We start from the raw sequence: 13839 nt of genomic DNA on the forward strand, positions 1-13839 counted from the left end.
GGACATGAACACCAGCAGACGTACGGTGATGGCGGCGGGCCTCGCCGCGGGCGTGGCAGCGACGAGCCCGGGCACGGCCCAGGCCGCCCCGGGCCGCACCCCCACCAGGACACTGTTCGGCACCCTGGACGACGGCACCCCCGTACACCTGTGGACCGTCGCCAACGGAGGCATCCGGCTGGAGGTCCTCTCGTACGGCGGGATCATCCACCGCCTCGACGTGCCCGACCGGCACGGCCGCCGGGCCAACATCGCGCTCGGCTTCGACAACCTCGCCGACTACGTCGCCAAGTCCCCGTACTTCGGCGGTCTCATCGGCCGCTACGGCAACCGCATCGCGGCAGGCAGGTTCACCCTCGACGGCCACACCTACCAACTGCCGCTCAACGACAGCGCGAACAGCCTGCACGGCGGCACCAAGGGCTTCGACAAGCAGATGTGGCACGTGGAGCCCTTCACCCGTGGCTCCGGCACCGGGCTCGTGCTCTCCCGGATCTCGCCGGACGGCGAGATGGGCTACCCCGGGACACTCAAGGTCCAGGTCACCTACACCCTCACGGCGCGCGGCGAGTGGCGCATCGACTACGCGGCGACCACGGACCGGGCGACCGTCGTCAACCTCACCAGCCACACCTACTTCAACCTGGCGGGCGAGGGCAGCGGCCCGGTCCACGACCACACCCTCGAACTGGCCGCCGCCCGCTACACCCCGGTCGACGCGGGCCTCATACCGACCGGCGAACTGGCCCGCGTATCAGGAACCCCCTTCGACTTCCGGCGTACGAAGCCGATCGGCCGGGACATCCGCCAGGGCCGTCAACAACTCCTGTACGGCAAGGGGTTCGACCACAACTGGGTCCTGGACAAAGGCAGTACGCCGGACCCCGAGTACGCGCTCACGCTCGCCGAGCCGCACTCCGGCCGGGTGATGAAGATGCACACGACCGAGCCGGGAATGCAGTTCTACAGCGGCAACTTCCTGGACGGCACCCTGGTCGGCACCTCGGGCCGCACCTACCGCCAGGGTGACGCCCTCTGCCTGGAGTCCCAGCACTTCCCGGACTCCCCCAACCACCCCGCCTTCCCGTCCACGGTGCTGCGCCCGGGCGAGACGTACCGGACGTCGACCGTGCACGCCTTCTCGACGCGCTGAGGCGTTCGGATCCGGGTGCCGCCTACGCCTCAGCCGATGAAGGCGGTACCCGGCATTCCGCGTCCCATACCGGGGAGCACCAAAAGCGACCCGGAGAGCGGGTGCGGCTGCCGCAGGCCGGTCCGGGCCGTGGTGACGTACAGGTCGGTGAGGTCCTGGCCACCGAAGGCGCAAGCGGTGGGGCGGCGCACCGGCAGCTCGACGACCAGCCCGAGCGTGCCGTCCGGGTCGTAACGGCGCACCGAGGCCCCGTCCCAGAGCGCCACCCAGACACAGCCGTCGGCGTCGACGGTGAGCCCGTCGGGAAAACCGCCCTCGTCCTCGATCAGCGCGAACGCCCGCCTGTTGTGGACGAGTTGGCCATCGAAATCGAAGACATCGATGCGCCGGGTCGGGCTGTCGACGTAGTACATGAGCCGCCCGTCCGGGCTCCAGGCGGTGCCGTTGCTGACCGACACCGGGCCGGGCAGCGCGGTGGTCTCGCCGTCGCCCGCGATCCGGAAGAGGGAGCCGCCGCCGGGCGCCTCGTCGTAGCGCATCGTGCCCGCCCACAGGGCGCCGTCCGGTGCGACCGCCGCGTCGTTGCCACGCCGCCCGGGCACGGGGTCCCGCAGCAGCCACGAGAAGGCGCCGTCGGGGCCGTAGAGCCCGATGCCGTCACGCAGGTTGACGACGAGGCCGCCGCCCGCGCGCGGCTTCGCGGCGCCGACGTGCTGCCCGGTCGCCATGACCGTACGGCGTCCGCTGCCCGGCTCGTACGTGTGGATCCGCGACGACAGGATGTCGACCCAGATCAGCCGTCCGCTCGCCGGATCCCAGGTGGGCCCCTCGCCCAGCTCGGCACCTGCCCGCACCGCCACCTCGGGATTCATCGCACGCCCCGGTGGCCGAGCCGCAGGGAGAGGTCGCCCGCGCCCTTCAGCGCCAGCTCCGCGAGCTCCGTCTCGCGCGCCTCGCTCCACCTGATCATCGGTACGGAGATGGAGAGCGCGGCGACGACCCGGCCCGCGCTGTCGCGTACCGGGGCGGCCACGCAGCTGACGTCGGGGTTGGACTCCCGGTGCTCGAACGCGGTCCCCCGGGCCCGGATCTCCGCGAGCGCGGTGCGCAGGGCGGTGGGATCGGTGATGCTGTCGGGGGTCATGGCGACGAGCTCGACGCCGCCGATCCTGGCGTCGAGCTCTGCCTCCGGAAGCGAGGCGAGCAGCATCTTGCCGACGGAGGTGCAGTGGGCGGGGAGACGGCGGCCGGCCGCCGAGACCATGCGCACCGCGTGGGTGGAGTCCACTTTGGCGATGTAAATGACGTCGGTGTCTTCCAGGATCGCCACATGGACGGTCTCGTCGCAGGTCTGGGCGACCTCGCGGGCCACCTGCTGCCCCTCGGCGGCGAGGTCCAGCTGCTCGGCGTACCGGCTGCCGAGCTGATAGGTGCGGACGCCGAGCCGATAGCGTCCCGGCTGCTCGGGTGCCGCCACCAGGTAGGAGCGGGCGGCCAACGTGGTGACCAGCTCGTGGACCGTCGTACGCGGCAGCCCGAGCCTGCGCATGACGTCCGGCGCGGAGAGCGGCGCCTCGCTCTCCAGGAAGAGTTCCAGCACGTCCAGCGCCCTGGCCACCGCCGGCACGAGTCGCCCCATGGCCCGCCACCCACCCTCTGTGTTCGAAACTCCGGTCAACGACCGGAATGACGAACACAGGCTAGCGACAGGGTGGTTCAGGGGGCAATGGGCGGGAGCGTGTGCGTGCGCGGCGCGCCCGGGCGGCCTCTTGAGCCCGGGCGTGATCCGGCCGGGCGGGTGCTCAGCGCGTGCGTCCGGTGGACGCTGACGCGGTCGGGATTCCGTGAGCGGTGACGAGGCGGGCGTTGCCTTCGGCGAGTTGGTACGCCAGGGCGACGACGCCGGTGTGGGCGGCGGCGACCTGGTCGGCGAGAACGCGGGAGCGGTCCAGGAGCAGGTCCACGGTGTGCAGTAGGTGCGAGTCGATGAGGTCGCTGTCCGAGGTGAGACCGGCGGCGCGGGCGGCCAGCACGCTCGGGGTGACACGCTCGACGACGTCCCGGACGTACCCTGCGGCGGGCAGCCCGTCCTCGACCGCGGCGCGGGCGGCGGCGACGGCACCGCAGGAGTCGTGCCCGAGGACCACGACGAGGCGGCAGTCCAGCACGCTCGTGCCGTACTCGATGCTGCCCAGGACTTCCGGCCCCAGGACGTGCCCGGCGGTGCGGACCACGAACAGGTCGCCGAGACCCTGGTCGAAGATGATCTCGGCGGCCAGCCTTGAATCGGAACATCCCAGCAGCACCGCGAAGGGCTTCTGCGCCGGAGCCAGCTCGGCACGCCGAGCGGCGTCCTGGTTCGGATGCCGCGGGGCCCCGGCCACGAAGCGCCGGTTTCCGGCGAGCAGGGCGTCGAGAGCGGCGGCGGGAGAGACGGGAGCGGATGTCATGTCGCCGGACTCTACGAGGCGGGCGGCAGCGCATGCACGGTCCGGAAGCCGCACTGTGCACGCGCAAGTTGACGCGCCGGCCGCAACGGGCCGCCATCAGGGCAACATGACCTCACAGGTGTTCAGCGCGCCGATGGGGTCGGTCGTCACGGTCTCAGGCCGCACCCGGGATGTAGGCCAGACCATGGGCGCCGGGCTCGCCCGCCTTGGCTATGTCCAACCGGCTCAGCTCCCGCAGCGTCTCCAGGTCGACGATGTGAACGGTGGACGAGACGACGCAGGACACGTACGCGATCCGGCCGTCGGGCGACGACGTGATGGTCAGCGGGAAGAGCCCCACTTCGAGCTCGCCCAGCCGCTTGCGGGTGTCGGCCGAGAACACCGTGAGGCGGCCCGGCGCCTGACGGCCGAGCTGGGACACCGGGTCGGGTTCCATGCGCAGTTCGCCCACGAGCAGCATGCCCGTCGAGGTGAGGTGCACCGGCAGGACGACGCCGTCCGTGGGCAGTGTGTCGACGACGGACGCCGTCCGGGCGTCGATGACCTTGATTCCCGTGTCCGGCCGGTTCTCAGCGGCGGCGAGGAAGGAACCGGCGTACGGCGAGGCGACGTACGCGTACGCGCCATCGGCCGAAACGGCGAGTCCTTCACTGCCCGGTACCTCGATCTTCGCGGTGAGGACGCCCCGTTCGAGGTCGACCATCGACACGAACGGCGCTTACTTGTTGGTGGCGTAACCCGTCCTGCCCGAAGGGTCGATGGCGAACCAGTGCGGGCCGGGCGCGTCCGTGTCGATCCTGCCCAGGGGCCGGCGGGTCTCCGTGTCGATCACCACGACACCGCCGGGCCGGTCCGCCGAACCCTCGACGCTGACGTAGAGACGACGGCGTGCCGTGTCCAACGCCAGCCCGTGCGGCCCGTGTTCGGGGGCGAGGTCGACGACCTCGACGATGCGGCGTGTGTCGGGGTCGATGACGGTCAGCTCGGTGCGTCGGCCGCCGTTCGCGTGGTAGTAGCCCGAGCGGTACGAGGTGGTGCACCACAGCAGGCGCTGCGTCGGGTCGAAGCACACCTCGTGGGGCTCGGCGAGGATGTCGATCGTATCGATGTGCCGGTCGGAAGCGGCGTCGAAGAACGAGATGGTCGGCCCGCTCTGACTGACCACTGCCAGTACGTCGCCGTCTCGACCGGCGCGGGGGGACCGGTGCATGGAGGGCACATCGGAGGGCACGGAAGGCACAGAGGGCTCCTTGGAAGGGCGAAGGGATGTCACGCGACGCGTTTCGCGGACGTCTCCCACTCTCGCCTCGGCAGGGCCCCACAACAATGCAAGAATGAGCACCCAATCATTGCCTCAGGCGTAAGTATGCAGCTCAGGAGCATCATTGGATCTCAATCTGCTGCGAGCTCTGGATGCTCTGCTCCAGGAGAACAGCGTGACCCGCGCCGCGGAGCGACTCGGCACGTCACCCGCGGCCGCCAGCCGTACGCTGGCCCGGCTGCGGCGTGCCGTCGGTGACCCGCTCCTGGTCCGCGCGGGGCAGGGGATGGTTCCGACCCCACGCGCCCTGGAACTCCGGGACGAGGTCAGCGCGTTGCTGCGCGGCTGCGACAACGTCCTGCGGCCCGGCGCCGGTTTCGACGCCGTGCACCTCCAGCGCACGTTCACCGTGCAGGCCACCGACCTGCTCCTGACGGGGCTGGCCGGGACCTTGTCCGACCGGATCCACGCGGAGGCGCCACACGTGGACGTGGTCTTCCTGCCGGAGGCGTTCGAGGGCGGACCGGCCCTGCGGCAGGGGTTGGTGGACGTGGAACTGGGCGTCCTCGGAAACCTGGATCCGGAGATCCGCACCCAACACCTCACCGAGATGACGCTGGTGGGCATCGCTCGCAGCGGTCACTCCCTCTTCGACGGGCGGATCACCGCCCGCCGTTTCGCGGCGGCCGACCACATCGGCATCTCCCGGCTCGGCAAACGCCTCGGACCCATCGACAGCGCACTCGCGGAACGCGGGCTGCGGCGCCGGATCGCGGTCGTCGTACCCAGCCATACGAGCGCGATGATGCTCGCCCGGACCACCGACTTCGTCGCGCTCACCCTGGCCGGCTGGCTCCCCGACACCATCTCCGCGCTGGGGCTGCGCACCTTCCCCGTCCCCCTCGACCTGGCACCCCTGGAGCTGGGAATGGCCTGGCACCCCCGCAACTCGACCGACCCGGGGCACCGCTGGTTCCGCGACCACTTGGCGGCTGCGGTGCTGGCGCCGTCAGGTACGAAGTCCAGCGCGAAGTCCGGCACGGAGTACGGAACGAAGTCCGCCCCGGGGGACGACGAGCGCCCGTCCCACCCCGCTCCCCGGTGACGCGGACACCGTCGCCGATCAGGCGATCACCAAGCAGAAGGGATGCCCGGCCGGATCGGTGAAGACCCGCCATCTCTCTCCGCCCGGCTGATGCTCCGGCTTGCCCGCGCCCAGCTCAAGCAGCCGGGCCTCGGCCTCGTCGAGATCGTCGACCTCGAAGTCGATGTGCATCTGCTGGGGCACGGTCTGGTCGGGCCAGCCCGGGGCCTGGTAGTCGTCGACCCGCTGGAAGCCGATGAACAGCCCGTCCGCACTGTTGAGACCGGCGAACTCGGCGTCCGACTTCGGGTGCGGTTCGAGGCCGGTGGCCTGCTGGTAGAACGCCGCCAGAGCCGGCGGATCCGGGCAGTCCAGCGTTATCGCGGTCAACTTCATCTGCAGGGGCATGGCGACTCCGGGCCGATCGGCGGACTTTGGCAGCGATCATCCCATCCCCGCGTCCGTGTGTGTCCGGGTGACAAATGGCGGCCGCGCCTGCGTGAAGCATTGACGGGAACTTCACGCCGGAGCTACTTTGCCCCAGCTCGACAGTCCCCGTATCTGGCCAATGTTCATGTACGTGACCTCCAGCCGGGGTGCATTCGATGACGGTTCCGACGTGAGGACAAGCGATGTCGCTTGATCGCCGAGACGTATTGCGATGCGGGGCAACCGCCGCCGTGGCAGCAGCTGTTCCGCTCCAGCCGGCCGCGCCCGCTGCGGCAGCGCCGGGGGCCGAAGCCGGGGCCGGCACGGCGGATCACGCGCAGATCGTGGCGGCCTACCGAGAGCTCCAGATCGGCAGCAACCGGAGCTCCCCCAAGAGAAACCGGGCAGTGGCAGCCCTGGACCAGGTCGCGCTCGGCCACGACGCGGCCATGAACGTCGCCGCCGACCAGCTCTGGCCGGATCTGCCGGTCGGCCCCGGCAGTACCTACTTCCCCTCGATGTACTACCGGCTGCGGACCATCGCCGTGGACTGGGCCACCCCCGGATCCGCGCTCTCGGCCCGGCCGGAGATGCCCGAACGCATCGTCACCGCGCTCAACACCCTCTACCGCACCCAGTACAACGAGAACACCGCCGAGATCGGCAACTGGTACTCGTACGAGATAGGTGTGCCGTACTGGCTGCTCCAGACCGTCGTGGCGCTCGGCGACCGGCTGCCCGCCGCCGATCGGGAGCGTGTCCTGCGCCCGGTCCTGCGCTTCGTCGCCGATCCCAACCGCCGCACCTCCACCCCCACTGTGGTGGAGACGGGCGCCAACCGCGCGGACAAGGCGCTCATCACCGTGGTGTCGGGCGCGCTCGCCGACGACCCCGCCCGGGTCGCCGCCGGGATCGCCGCCGTCACCGACACGGCGGGCGGCGGCGCGGCGGACCTGACCAGACGCACCACCCAGGGCGACGGCTACCACCCCGACGGCTCGTTCATCCAGCACGACGTGGTGCCCTACCCCGGCCACTACGGGCTGGTCCTGCTCAGTGCGGTCGCCGCACTGACGTATGTCACCCATGACACCGCGACCCAGCTCGCGCCCGCCGTGCGGGAGAAGTTCGAGCAGGTCGTCATCGATGTGCACGCGCCGTTCCTGTTCGCCGGGTCGGTGATGGAGACGGTGCGCGGCCGGATGCTGTCCCGCCAGGGCGAGACCGGGCACGACGCGGGTCACCAGTTCATCGCCGCGGTGGTGCTGCTGGCGAGGACCGCCACCGGGCCGACCCGGACCCGGCTGTCGCGACTCGCGGCGCGCTGGATCGCCGAGGGCACCTGGGCCCCGTACCTCGACGTCTCGCACGTGGGCCGGTTCGCGGGCGGTCTCCAGCCCGTCGGAGTGCCCGAGGTCGAGTTCGCCGAGCAACTGCCCACCGTACGCGGGGACCTGACCGGCGCGGCAACGCACCGGACGTTCCCGCAGATGGACCGGATGGTGCACGTCACGGACCGCTGGTCGGCGTCGCTCGGCACGGGGTCGACGCGCATCTGCCGCTACGAGTCCATCAACGGCATGAATCTGCACGGCTGGTACACCGGCGACGGCGTGCTCTACACCTTCCTGCCCCAGCAGCAGGGCCACTACAGCGACGCCTACTGGCCCACCGTCGACGCCACGCTCCTGCCCGGCGCCACCGTGAAGGACGCCGCCCCGCCGCCGCTGTTGGCCGACCCGCCGCGCACCACCCGTTCGTTCGCGGGAGGCGCACGCTTCGACGACCAACACGGCCTCCAGGCGCTTGACTTCGTGTCGCAGGACGGCATCCTCTCCGCCAAGAAGTCGTGGTTCTTCGCCCCCGACGCGGTCATCTGCCTGGGCGCGGCCATCACCGACTCCTCCGGCGCCCCGGTCCGTACGGCGATCGAGAACCGCAACCTCGGCGAGAACGGCACCGCCGCCCTGCTCATCGACGGCCGCCGTGACACCTCACCGCTCGGTCACCCCACCGTCGTGCCCCACGCGCGCTGGCTGCACCTGGAGGGGACGGCCGGCTATGTGCTCCTCGACGGCCACGACAAGAGACCGCTCACGCTGCTGCGCGAGGACCGCACCGGCACCTGGCTGGGCATCGACACCGGTGCCAACACCCACGGCACCTCCGACCCGTACACCCGCCGCTACCAGAAGATCGTGCTCGACCACGGGGTCCGCCCCACCGGAGCGGGCTACGCCTACGCCGTGCTGCCGGGCGCCTCACCCGCCCAGACGCGCCGGGCCGTCGGCCGTTGGAAGGTGCTGTCCAACTCGGCCCAGGTGCAGGCGATCCGCCTGGACGGACAGCTGACCGCGGCGTCGTTCTTCACCGCGGGCACTGTCAACCGGGTGCGGGTGTCCGGGCCCGCCACCGCGCTGTGGGGCCGCACCCGCAAGGGCTGGACCTGCGCCCTCGCGGACCCGACCCAGACCCAGGACACCGTGCGCGTCACCGTCGATGCGGCCGGCCACCGTGTCGTACGCACGGATCCCACCGTCACCGTGGTGGCCACCCACCCCGAGTTGGTGGTGGACATCAAGGTCGCGGGGTCGTTCGGCGCGACGCACTCCTTCACCGTCGCCAAATAGTCCTCTTGGCCACGAGGTCACCGACCTTCGACAGCTGCCGCGGGTATGGCGTGTTCGGCGGCACGGCTGACGTATTCCCACGTGGCCCAGGTGTCCATGCGCTGGCGGGAGATGTCGAAGGCGAGGTCGTAGACCATGCTGCCCAGCAGCAGCCGCAGCGGCGGCTCGTCGCTGTCGACGAGCTTGAGCAGTGCCTCGGCGGCGAGTTTCGGGTCGCTGTCGATGGAGCCCTCGGCGAACTGCTTCTCCAGCTCCGCCCGCAGCGGGGCATACGCCTCAACGGTGGTTGTGCTGTGCATCGCGCTGTAGAGGTCGGTCCAGTAACCGCCGGGCTGGACGATGCTCACCTTCACCCCGAAACCGGCCGCCTCCATGGCCAGCGCTTCGCTCATGCCTTCCAGGGCGAACTTGCTGGCGCCGTAGATCCCCGTGCTGGGGAAGCCGGCCAACGCGCCGATGCTGGAGATCTGGACGATGTGCCCGGAACCCTGCTCGCGCAGTGTGGGCATCACCGCCTGGCTCACCCACATCGCGCCGAAGAAGTTGATGTCCATCTGGGCACGGGCCTCGGCTTCGGTGAACTCCTCGATCATGCCCATCGACAGCATCCCCGCGTTGTTGACGACGATGTCGAGCCGCCCGAAGTGCGCGACCGCCTCGGCGACGGCGGTGAACGCCGCGTCCCGATCGGTGACATCCACCGTGAGGGGCAGGACCCGCCCGGGGTGGGCGGCCGCCAGTTCCTCCAGCGGCCCGGTACTGCGTGCCGCGGCCGCGACCCGGTCGCCCGCGGCCAGTGCCGCCTCGGCGAAGGCACGACCGAGGCCGCGGCTGGCGCCCGTGATGAACCACACGCGGTCTGTCCTACCGGCTGACGTGCGCATATGCGTTGCTCCTCACATGAGGCGAGACGCAACGTCTCGCTTGATGCGGCAACTATGCCTCCGCCCGATGCCCCCAGTCAAGACGGACCGTCTCGTTTCCTTCGCACGCCTCACACCGTCTTGATGCCGCCGCCCTCAACGACGTAGTCGGCGCCCGTGATGCTGGCCGCGCGGTCGGAGGCAAGGAACGCGACGACGGCCGCGACCTCGTCGGGCTCGACCATGCGGCCGGTGGTCATACCCATCGCCGCGGGCACGGCGGACACGAAGTCGCGGTGGCCGACGCCGTTCGCCTCGGCGAGGCGGGCGCCGAAGCTGTCGTCGTCCTCCCACATGCCCGTACGCGTCGGGCCGGGAGAGACGGTGTTCACGCGTACGCCCCGCGGCCCGAACTCCTCGGACAGCGCCTTGCCGAACGCGTTGAGGCCCGCCTTCGCGGCGCCGTACTCGATCGGGCCCGTGCCCGGCAGACGGGCGGACATCGACGATATGTTCACCACCGAACCGCGCCGCTCCAGGATGCTCGGCAGCAGTCGGCGGGTGACCCGGACCGTCCCGAAGAGGTTGACCTCGAAGCCCTGCGCCCACAGGGCGTCGTCGGTCGCGAGGAACCCGTCCAGAGTGAAGGTGTCTCCGCCGCCGAGGTTGTTGACCAGGATGTCCACCCCGCCGAGTGCCGCGAGCGCCTGCGCCCCCAACTCCTGGGCACCTTCGGGCGTACTCAGGTCGACCGCGACCGGGTGGGCGCCGACCTCCTTCAGTTCGGCGGTGATCGTGCGGGCCGCGCCGACGACCCGGACGCCTTCTGCGATGAGCTGCCGCGTGATCGCGAGGCCGACGCCTCGGCTTGCCCCTGTGACGACTGCCGTCTTCCCGGCGAGGTTGAGCTCCATGACAGACTCCTTGAAATGTTTTTTGAACTATAGGTACAGAATTAGTGCATAAAAAAGCAGGCCCACAGCCGACGCCGCCGAACTACAACGACCCCATCACCGCATCCACGACCCGCCGCAACTGCGTGGCATCCTCGGCGGTCTTCGCCAGTACACGCATGCCGATCACCGTCGCGAGCAGCCAGGCGGCCAGTGTCGCCGCGTCGCGGCCGCTGTCGATCTCACCGGCCCGCTGGCCTTCCTCGACGGTCGCGCGGAAGGCGCTCTCCGTACGCGCGAACATCTTGCGTACGGTGTCGGCCGTCTCGGCATCCGAAGGGGCCGACTCGGCAGCGGCGTTGACCGCCATGCAGCCGCGCCGGTCCGGATCGCCCAGGTCGAGCTCGACCAGCGCTTCGAGCGCGCCCCGCAGCCGGTCCTTCGCCGTGCCGGGGTGGTCGAGGAGTTCCGCCAGCCACTCGGCCTGCGAGTCGCGGTAGCGGGCGAGCGCCTTCTCGAACAACGCGTGCTTGCTGCCGAAGGTGTTGTACAGGCTGCCCTTGCCGATGCCGAGCTCGTCCACGAGGTCCTGCGGCGTCGTCGCCGCGTACCCCTTGCGCCAGAACACGCTCATCGCGCGCTCCACCGCCACGTCCGGATCGAACTGCTTCGGCCTGCCCATGGACTTACCGTAGCACCGTTTTTGACCTTGAGGTCAAATAGGAGGCTCACCCGCTACGAGCCCCCGGCGCTCGGCCGGCCGCACGCCGGTGGATGGCGTGCCGGGCCTCCCCGCGCACTCCAGGACCGCAACGACGCGCCGTTCAGGCCGGACGGTCCGCCGTGACCAGCCATGATGTGCTGCGCAGCCGGGCCGTGCCGTCGGGCGTCTCGTGGGCGCGCAGCCACTCCTCCAGGGTCCGGCGAGCAAGGGCCCGGGTCGCCTCGTCCACCTGCGCCATCAGGTGGCTGCCGGGTCCGGTGCCCAGCAGGAAGTCCGCCGCGTCCCTCGCTCCGCTCCCCCAAGTCCCGTACACCTGGGCCTCAGTGACGGTGACGGCGGTGAACCCGGCCGCCGTGAGGACTTCGCGGATACGGGCCGGGTCGGCCAGCGAGAACATGCCGGGCAGCCCCGGCCGGGTCAGATCACCGAGCGGCAGCAGGCCGTTCAGGGCCGAGAGCGCCTCGACCCAGCCGTTGCCCGTGGCAGCCGCCGGACAGACGAACGCCAGCCGCCCGCCCGGCCGCAGCGCCCGCCCGATGTTGCCGAAGGCGGCGACGGGGTCGGCGAAGAACATCACCCCGTAGCGGCTGAGCGCCGCGTCGTAGGCGGCCGGCTCGAAGGGGTGGACCTGGGCATCGCCCTGCTCGTAAGCGAGGTGGGACAGACCGTCGCGCTCCGCCCGGGCGCGCGCCTCGGCCAGCATCGGGCCGGAGAGGTCGAGGCCGAGCGCGCGCCCTCGCGGCGCCCTGAGCGCGGCGAGCCGCGTGGTCTGGCCGGAGCCGCAGCCGATGTCGAGGACCCTGCACTCCTCGGTGAGAGCGGCGGCGTCGAGCAGCGGCTCGTTGAAGCCTTCGTTCACGGCGTTCCAGCGGTCCTGGTTGCGGGCCCAGTGGGCGCCCTCGGGCCCGTTCCAGGCCTGCGCCTGTTCGGTGTTGACGACGTCGAGCACGGGTGCCTCCTGTGGAGCGAATGAAGAATGGGCGAACGCCCAAACAGTATGGGCGCTCGCCCATACTGACAACCCCCGCTAGGATCCGCAGGGCGGGGAACACACCCGGTAACCACGGCAGCAGACGGCATCAGTACGGGAGAACGCCCATGTCACCGCGCGGAGTGGCGACGCCAGACGTACGGGAGCGGCTGTTCGCGGCCGCCGAGCGAGTCCTCGAAAGCGGCGGGCCCGGCGCGCTCACCAGCCGCGCCGTCACCACCGAGGCGGGCTGCGCCAAGGGCCTGCTGCACACGCACTTCACGGGCCTCGACGAGTTCGTCGCGGAGCTCTGCCTCGACCGGTTCGCCCGCACGGCCACGAAGGCCGAAGCGCTCTCGGGGCTCGTCGGGCACGGCTCGGTGGCGGGGAACCTACAGGCCGTCGCCCTCGGGCTGCTCGACTCGGGCGGCCCGGCCGTCGCGGGCCTGGCCATGACGCGCCCGACGGCCGCCCTGCGCATCCGAGAGGCACTGGAGGCGGGGGCGCCCGGCTTCGCCGCGATCCAGCAGGCCATCGCGGAGTACCTGGTCGCCGAGGGCCGGCTCGGCCGCGTGGCGCACACCGTCGACCCGGACGGCACGGCCCTGGCCGTGGTGGGCGCCGCCCACCACCTCCTGCTGACCAGTTGGCCGGGCACCCCCGACCCACGGGAGCAGATGAAGCGTCTCGTGGTGGGTCTGGTGGGAGGGTAGGGCGGGCTCACGGCAGATGGGCCGGGCGGCTACAAGGTGCTCGGGCGGGTAACGGAACCTCCACCTCCGCCATGCGGAGTCCGGGGCCCAACGGCCGTCCTGATCCGGTACGGTGCCTCGTTCAGACCCGTCAGCGTCCGCCAGCGCCGTCAGGAGACACCGTTGCACGCCCCAGTCGAGACGTCCCGAGTACTGGTTGCCCTCCATGAGATCGTCGCCTCGGCCGACGAGGGGCAAGGGGGCGCGCTGTGGCGGCTGGCGGAACAGGGGCGACAGCTCGACGCCAACCTGGTGCGGCTGTCTCCGGACGCGGCCGTGGCCGAGCACGTCGAATCCGAACTGGACGTGCTGTTGTTCGTCGTCGAAGGGGACGGCCACCTCGACAACGGGGTGGAGCGGCAGACCCTGGAGCCGGGGTCCGTGGCATGGCTGCCGAGAGCGGCACGCCGAGGACTCCTCGCCGGGCCGAACGGCCTCGCGTACCTCTCCGTCCACCAGCGACGCCCCGGGCTGCGGATCGGCTTCCGTACCGCCGACCGCGACGAAGGCGGGGAGGCGCCCTGCTCGCTGGACCGCGTCTGCCCGGCCTGCGGGCGGATGGCGGCGGAAGCGGACGCACGCTACTGCGCTCGCTGCGGTGAGGAACTGCCGACCCGTGAATGACCGCTC

The 13839-nt window shown here is 70.9% G+C and carries 15 protein-coding genes; 5 read left to right on the forward strand and 10 right to left on the reverse strand.

Translation table 11 applies throughout. The annotated features are described in order from the left end of the window. The first annotated feature begins 4 nt into the window (after positions 1–4). Positions 5–1153, forward strand: a complete 1149-nt coding sequence (locus OG965_RS05230; RefSeq protein WP_371649590.1) for an aldose epimerase family protein — start codon at positions 5–7, stop codon at positions 1151–1153. A gap of 29 nt (positions 1154–1182) precedes the next feature. On the opposite strand, the gene OG965_RS05235 is transcribed toward OG965_RS05230, so the two are convergent. The 5 genes from OG965_RS05235 to OG965_RS05255 all read right to left on the reverse strand — a co-directional run bounded on the left by OG965_RS05235 (position 1183) and on the right by OG965_RS05255 (position 4843). Then, positions 1183–2025 (reverse strand): SMP-30/gluconolactonase/LRE family protein, encoded by an 843-nt coding sequence (locus OG965_RS05235; RefSeq protein ID WP_371649592.1) that lies wholly within the window; start codon positions 2023–2025, stop codon positions 1183–1185. Further along, positions 2022–2792 (reverse strand): IclR family transcriptional regulator, encoded by a 771-nt coding sequence (locus OG965_RS05240; RefSeq protein ID WP_371649594.1) that lies wholly within the window; start codon positions 2790–2792, stop codon positions 2022–2024. The genes OG965_RS05235 and OG965_RS05240 overlap by 4 nt, the downstream gene beginning before the upstream one ends. Positions 2793–2955: 163 nt before the next feature. Then, positions 2956–3603 carry a carbonic anhydrase gene (locus tag OG965_RS05245; protein ID WP_371649596.1) on the reverse strand — a complete coding sequence of 216 codons (648 nt, stop codon included), beginning with the start codon at positions 3601–3603 and terminating at the stop codon, positions 2956–2958. A 154-nt stretch (positions 3604–3757) separates the two neighbouring features. Then, positions 3758–4312 (reverse strand): YncE family protein, encoded by a 555-nt coding sequence (locus OG965_RS05250; protein ID WP_371649598.1) that lies wholly within the window; start codon positions 4310–4312, stop codon positions 3758–3760. Between the two features lie 9 nt (positions 4313–4321). Beyond that, the gene (locus OG965_RS05255; protein ID WP_371649600.1) at positions 4322–4843 is read right to left on the reverse strand and encodes a YncE family protein; all 522 of its coding nucleotides are present in this window, start codon (positions 4841–4843) and stop codon (positions 4322–4324) included. Positions 4844–4988: 145 nt separating this feature from the next. Between OG965_RS05255 and OG965_RS05260 the strand changes: the two genes are divergently transcribed. Then, positions 4989–5969 (forward strand): LysR family transcriptional regulator, encoded by a 981-nt coding sequence (locus OG965_RS05260; RefSeq protein WP_371649602.1) that lies wholly within the window; start codon positions 4989–4991, stop codon positions 5967–5969. 18 nt (positions 5970–5987) lie between these two features. Here OG965_RS05260 and OG965_RS05265 read toward each other — a convergent pair whose 3' ends face one another. Continuing rightward, positions 5988–6356, reverse strand: a complete 369-nt coding sequence (locus tag OG965_RS05265) for a VOC family protein (protein ID WP_371649604.1) — start codon at positions 6354–6356, stop codon at positions 5988–5990. A gap of 272 nt (positions 6357–6628) precedes the next feature. Here OG965_RS05265 and OG965_RS05270 point away from each other — a divergent pair, with 272 nt between their 5' ends. Beyond that, entirely contained in the window at positions 6629–9007 is a 2379-nt protein-coding gene (locus OG965_RS05270) for a polysaccharide lyase 8 family protein (RefSeq protein ID WP_371649605.1), read from the forward strand. 17 nt (positions 9008–9024) lie between these two features. On the opposite strand, the gene OG965_RS05275 is transcribed toward OG965_RS05270, so the two are convergent. The 4 genes from OG965_RS05275 to OG965_RS05290 form a co-directional block, all read right to left on the reverse strand. Further along, positions 9025–9891 (reverse strand): SDR family NAD(P)-dependent oxidoreductase, encoded by an 867-nt coding sequence (locus tag OG965_RS05275; RefSeq protein WP_371649607.1) that lies wholly within the window; start codon positions 9889–9891, stop codon positions 9025–9027. Between the two features lie 110 nt (positions 9892–10001). Next, complete coding sequence (locus tag OG965_RS05280; protein WP_371649609.1) at positions 10002–10784, reverse strand: oxidoreductase; 783 nt, start codon at positions 10782–10784, stop codon at positions 10002–10004. 82 nt (positions 10785–10866) lie between these two features. After that, complete coding sequence (locus OG965_RS05285) at positions 10867–11445, reverse strand: TetR/AcrR family transcriptional regulator (RefSeq protein ID WP_371649611.1); 579 nt, start codon at positions 11443–11445, stop codon at positions 10867–10869. Between the two features lie 142 nt (positions 11446–11587). Next, positions 11588–12436, reverse strand: coding sequence for a class I SAM-dependent methyltransferase (locus tag OG965_RS05290; RefSeq protein WP_371649613.1), 849 nt, complete (start codon positions 12434–12436; stop codon positions 11588–11590). 149 nt (positions 12437–12585) lie between these two features. Here OG965_RS05290 and OG965_RS05295 point away from each other — a divergent pair, with 149 nt between their 5' ends. Continuing rightward, positions 12586–13170 (forward strand): TetR/AcrR family transcriptional regulator, encoded by a 585-nt coding sequence (locus OG965_RS05295; RefSeq protein WP_371649615.1) that lies wholly within the window; start codon positions 12586–12588, stop codon positions 13168–13170. 162 nt (positions 13171–13332) lie between these two features. After that, the gene (locus OG965_RS05300) at positions 13333–13833 is read left to right on the forward strand and encodes a hypothetical protein (RefSeq protein WP_371649617.1); all 501 of its coding nucleotides are present in this window, start codon (positions 13333–13335) and stop codon (positions 13831–13833) included. Positions 13834–13839 lie beyond the last annotated feature (6 nt).

The organism is Streptomyces sp. NBC_00224, assembly GCF_041435195.1.
In the GTDB taxonomy this organism is placed as follows: domain Bacteria; phylum Actinomycetota; class Actinomycetes; order Streptomycetales; family Streptomycetaceae; genus Streptomyces.

Coding starts and splice junctions, on each gene's coding strand:
- OG965_RS05230 (WP_371649590.1), top strand. CDS start 5: ATGAACACCAGCAGACGTACGGTGATGGCGGCGGGCCTCGCCGCGGGC.
- OG965_RS05235 (WP_371649592.1), bottom strand. CDS start 2,025: ATGAATCCCGAGGTGGCGGTGCGGGCAGGTGCCGAGCTGGGCGAGGGG.
- OG965_RS05240 (WP_371649594.1), bottom strand. CDS start 2,792: ATGGGGCGACTCGTGCCGGCGGTGGCCAGGGCGCTGGACGTGCTGGAA.
- OG965_RS05245 (WP_371649596.1), bottom strand. CDS start 3,603: ATGACATCCGCTCCCGTCTCTCCCGCCGCCGCTCTCGACGCCCTGCTC.
- OG965_RS05265 (WP_371649604.1), bottom strand. CDS start 6,356: ATGCCCCTGCAGATGAAGTTGACCGCGATAACGCTGGACTGCCCGGAT.
- OG965_RS05275 (WP_371649607.1), bottom strand. CDS start 9,891: ATGCGCACGTCAGCCGGTAGGACAGACCGCGTGTGGTTCATCACGGGC.
- OG965_RS05280 (WP_371649609.1), bottom strand. CDS start 10,784: ATGGAGCTCAACCTCGCCGGGAAGACGGCAGTCGTCACAGGGGCAAGC.
- OG965_RS05285 (WP_371649611.1), bottom strand. CDS start 11,445: ATGGGCAGGCCGAAGCAGTTCGATCCGGACGTGGCGGTGGAGCGCGCG.
- OG965_RS05295 (WP_371649615.1), top strand. CDS start 12,586: ATGTCACCGCGCGGAGTGGCGACGCCAGACGTACGGGAGCGGCTGTTC.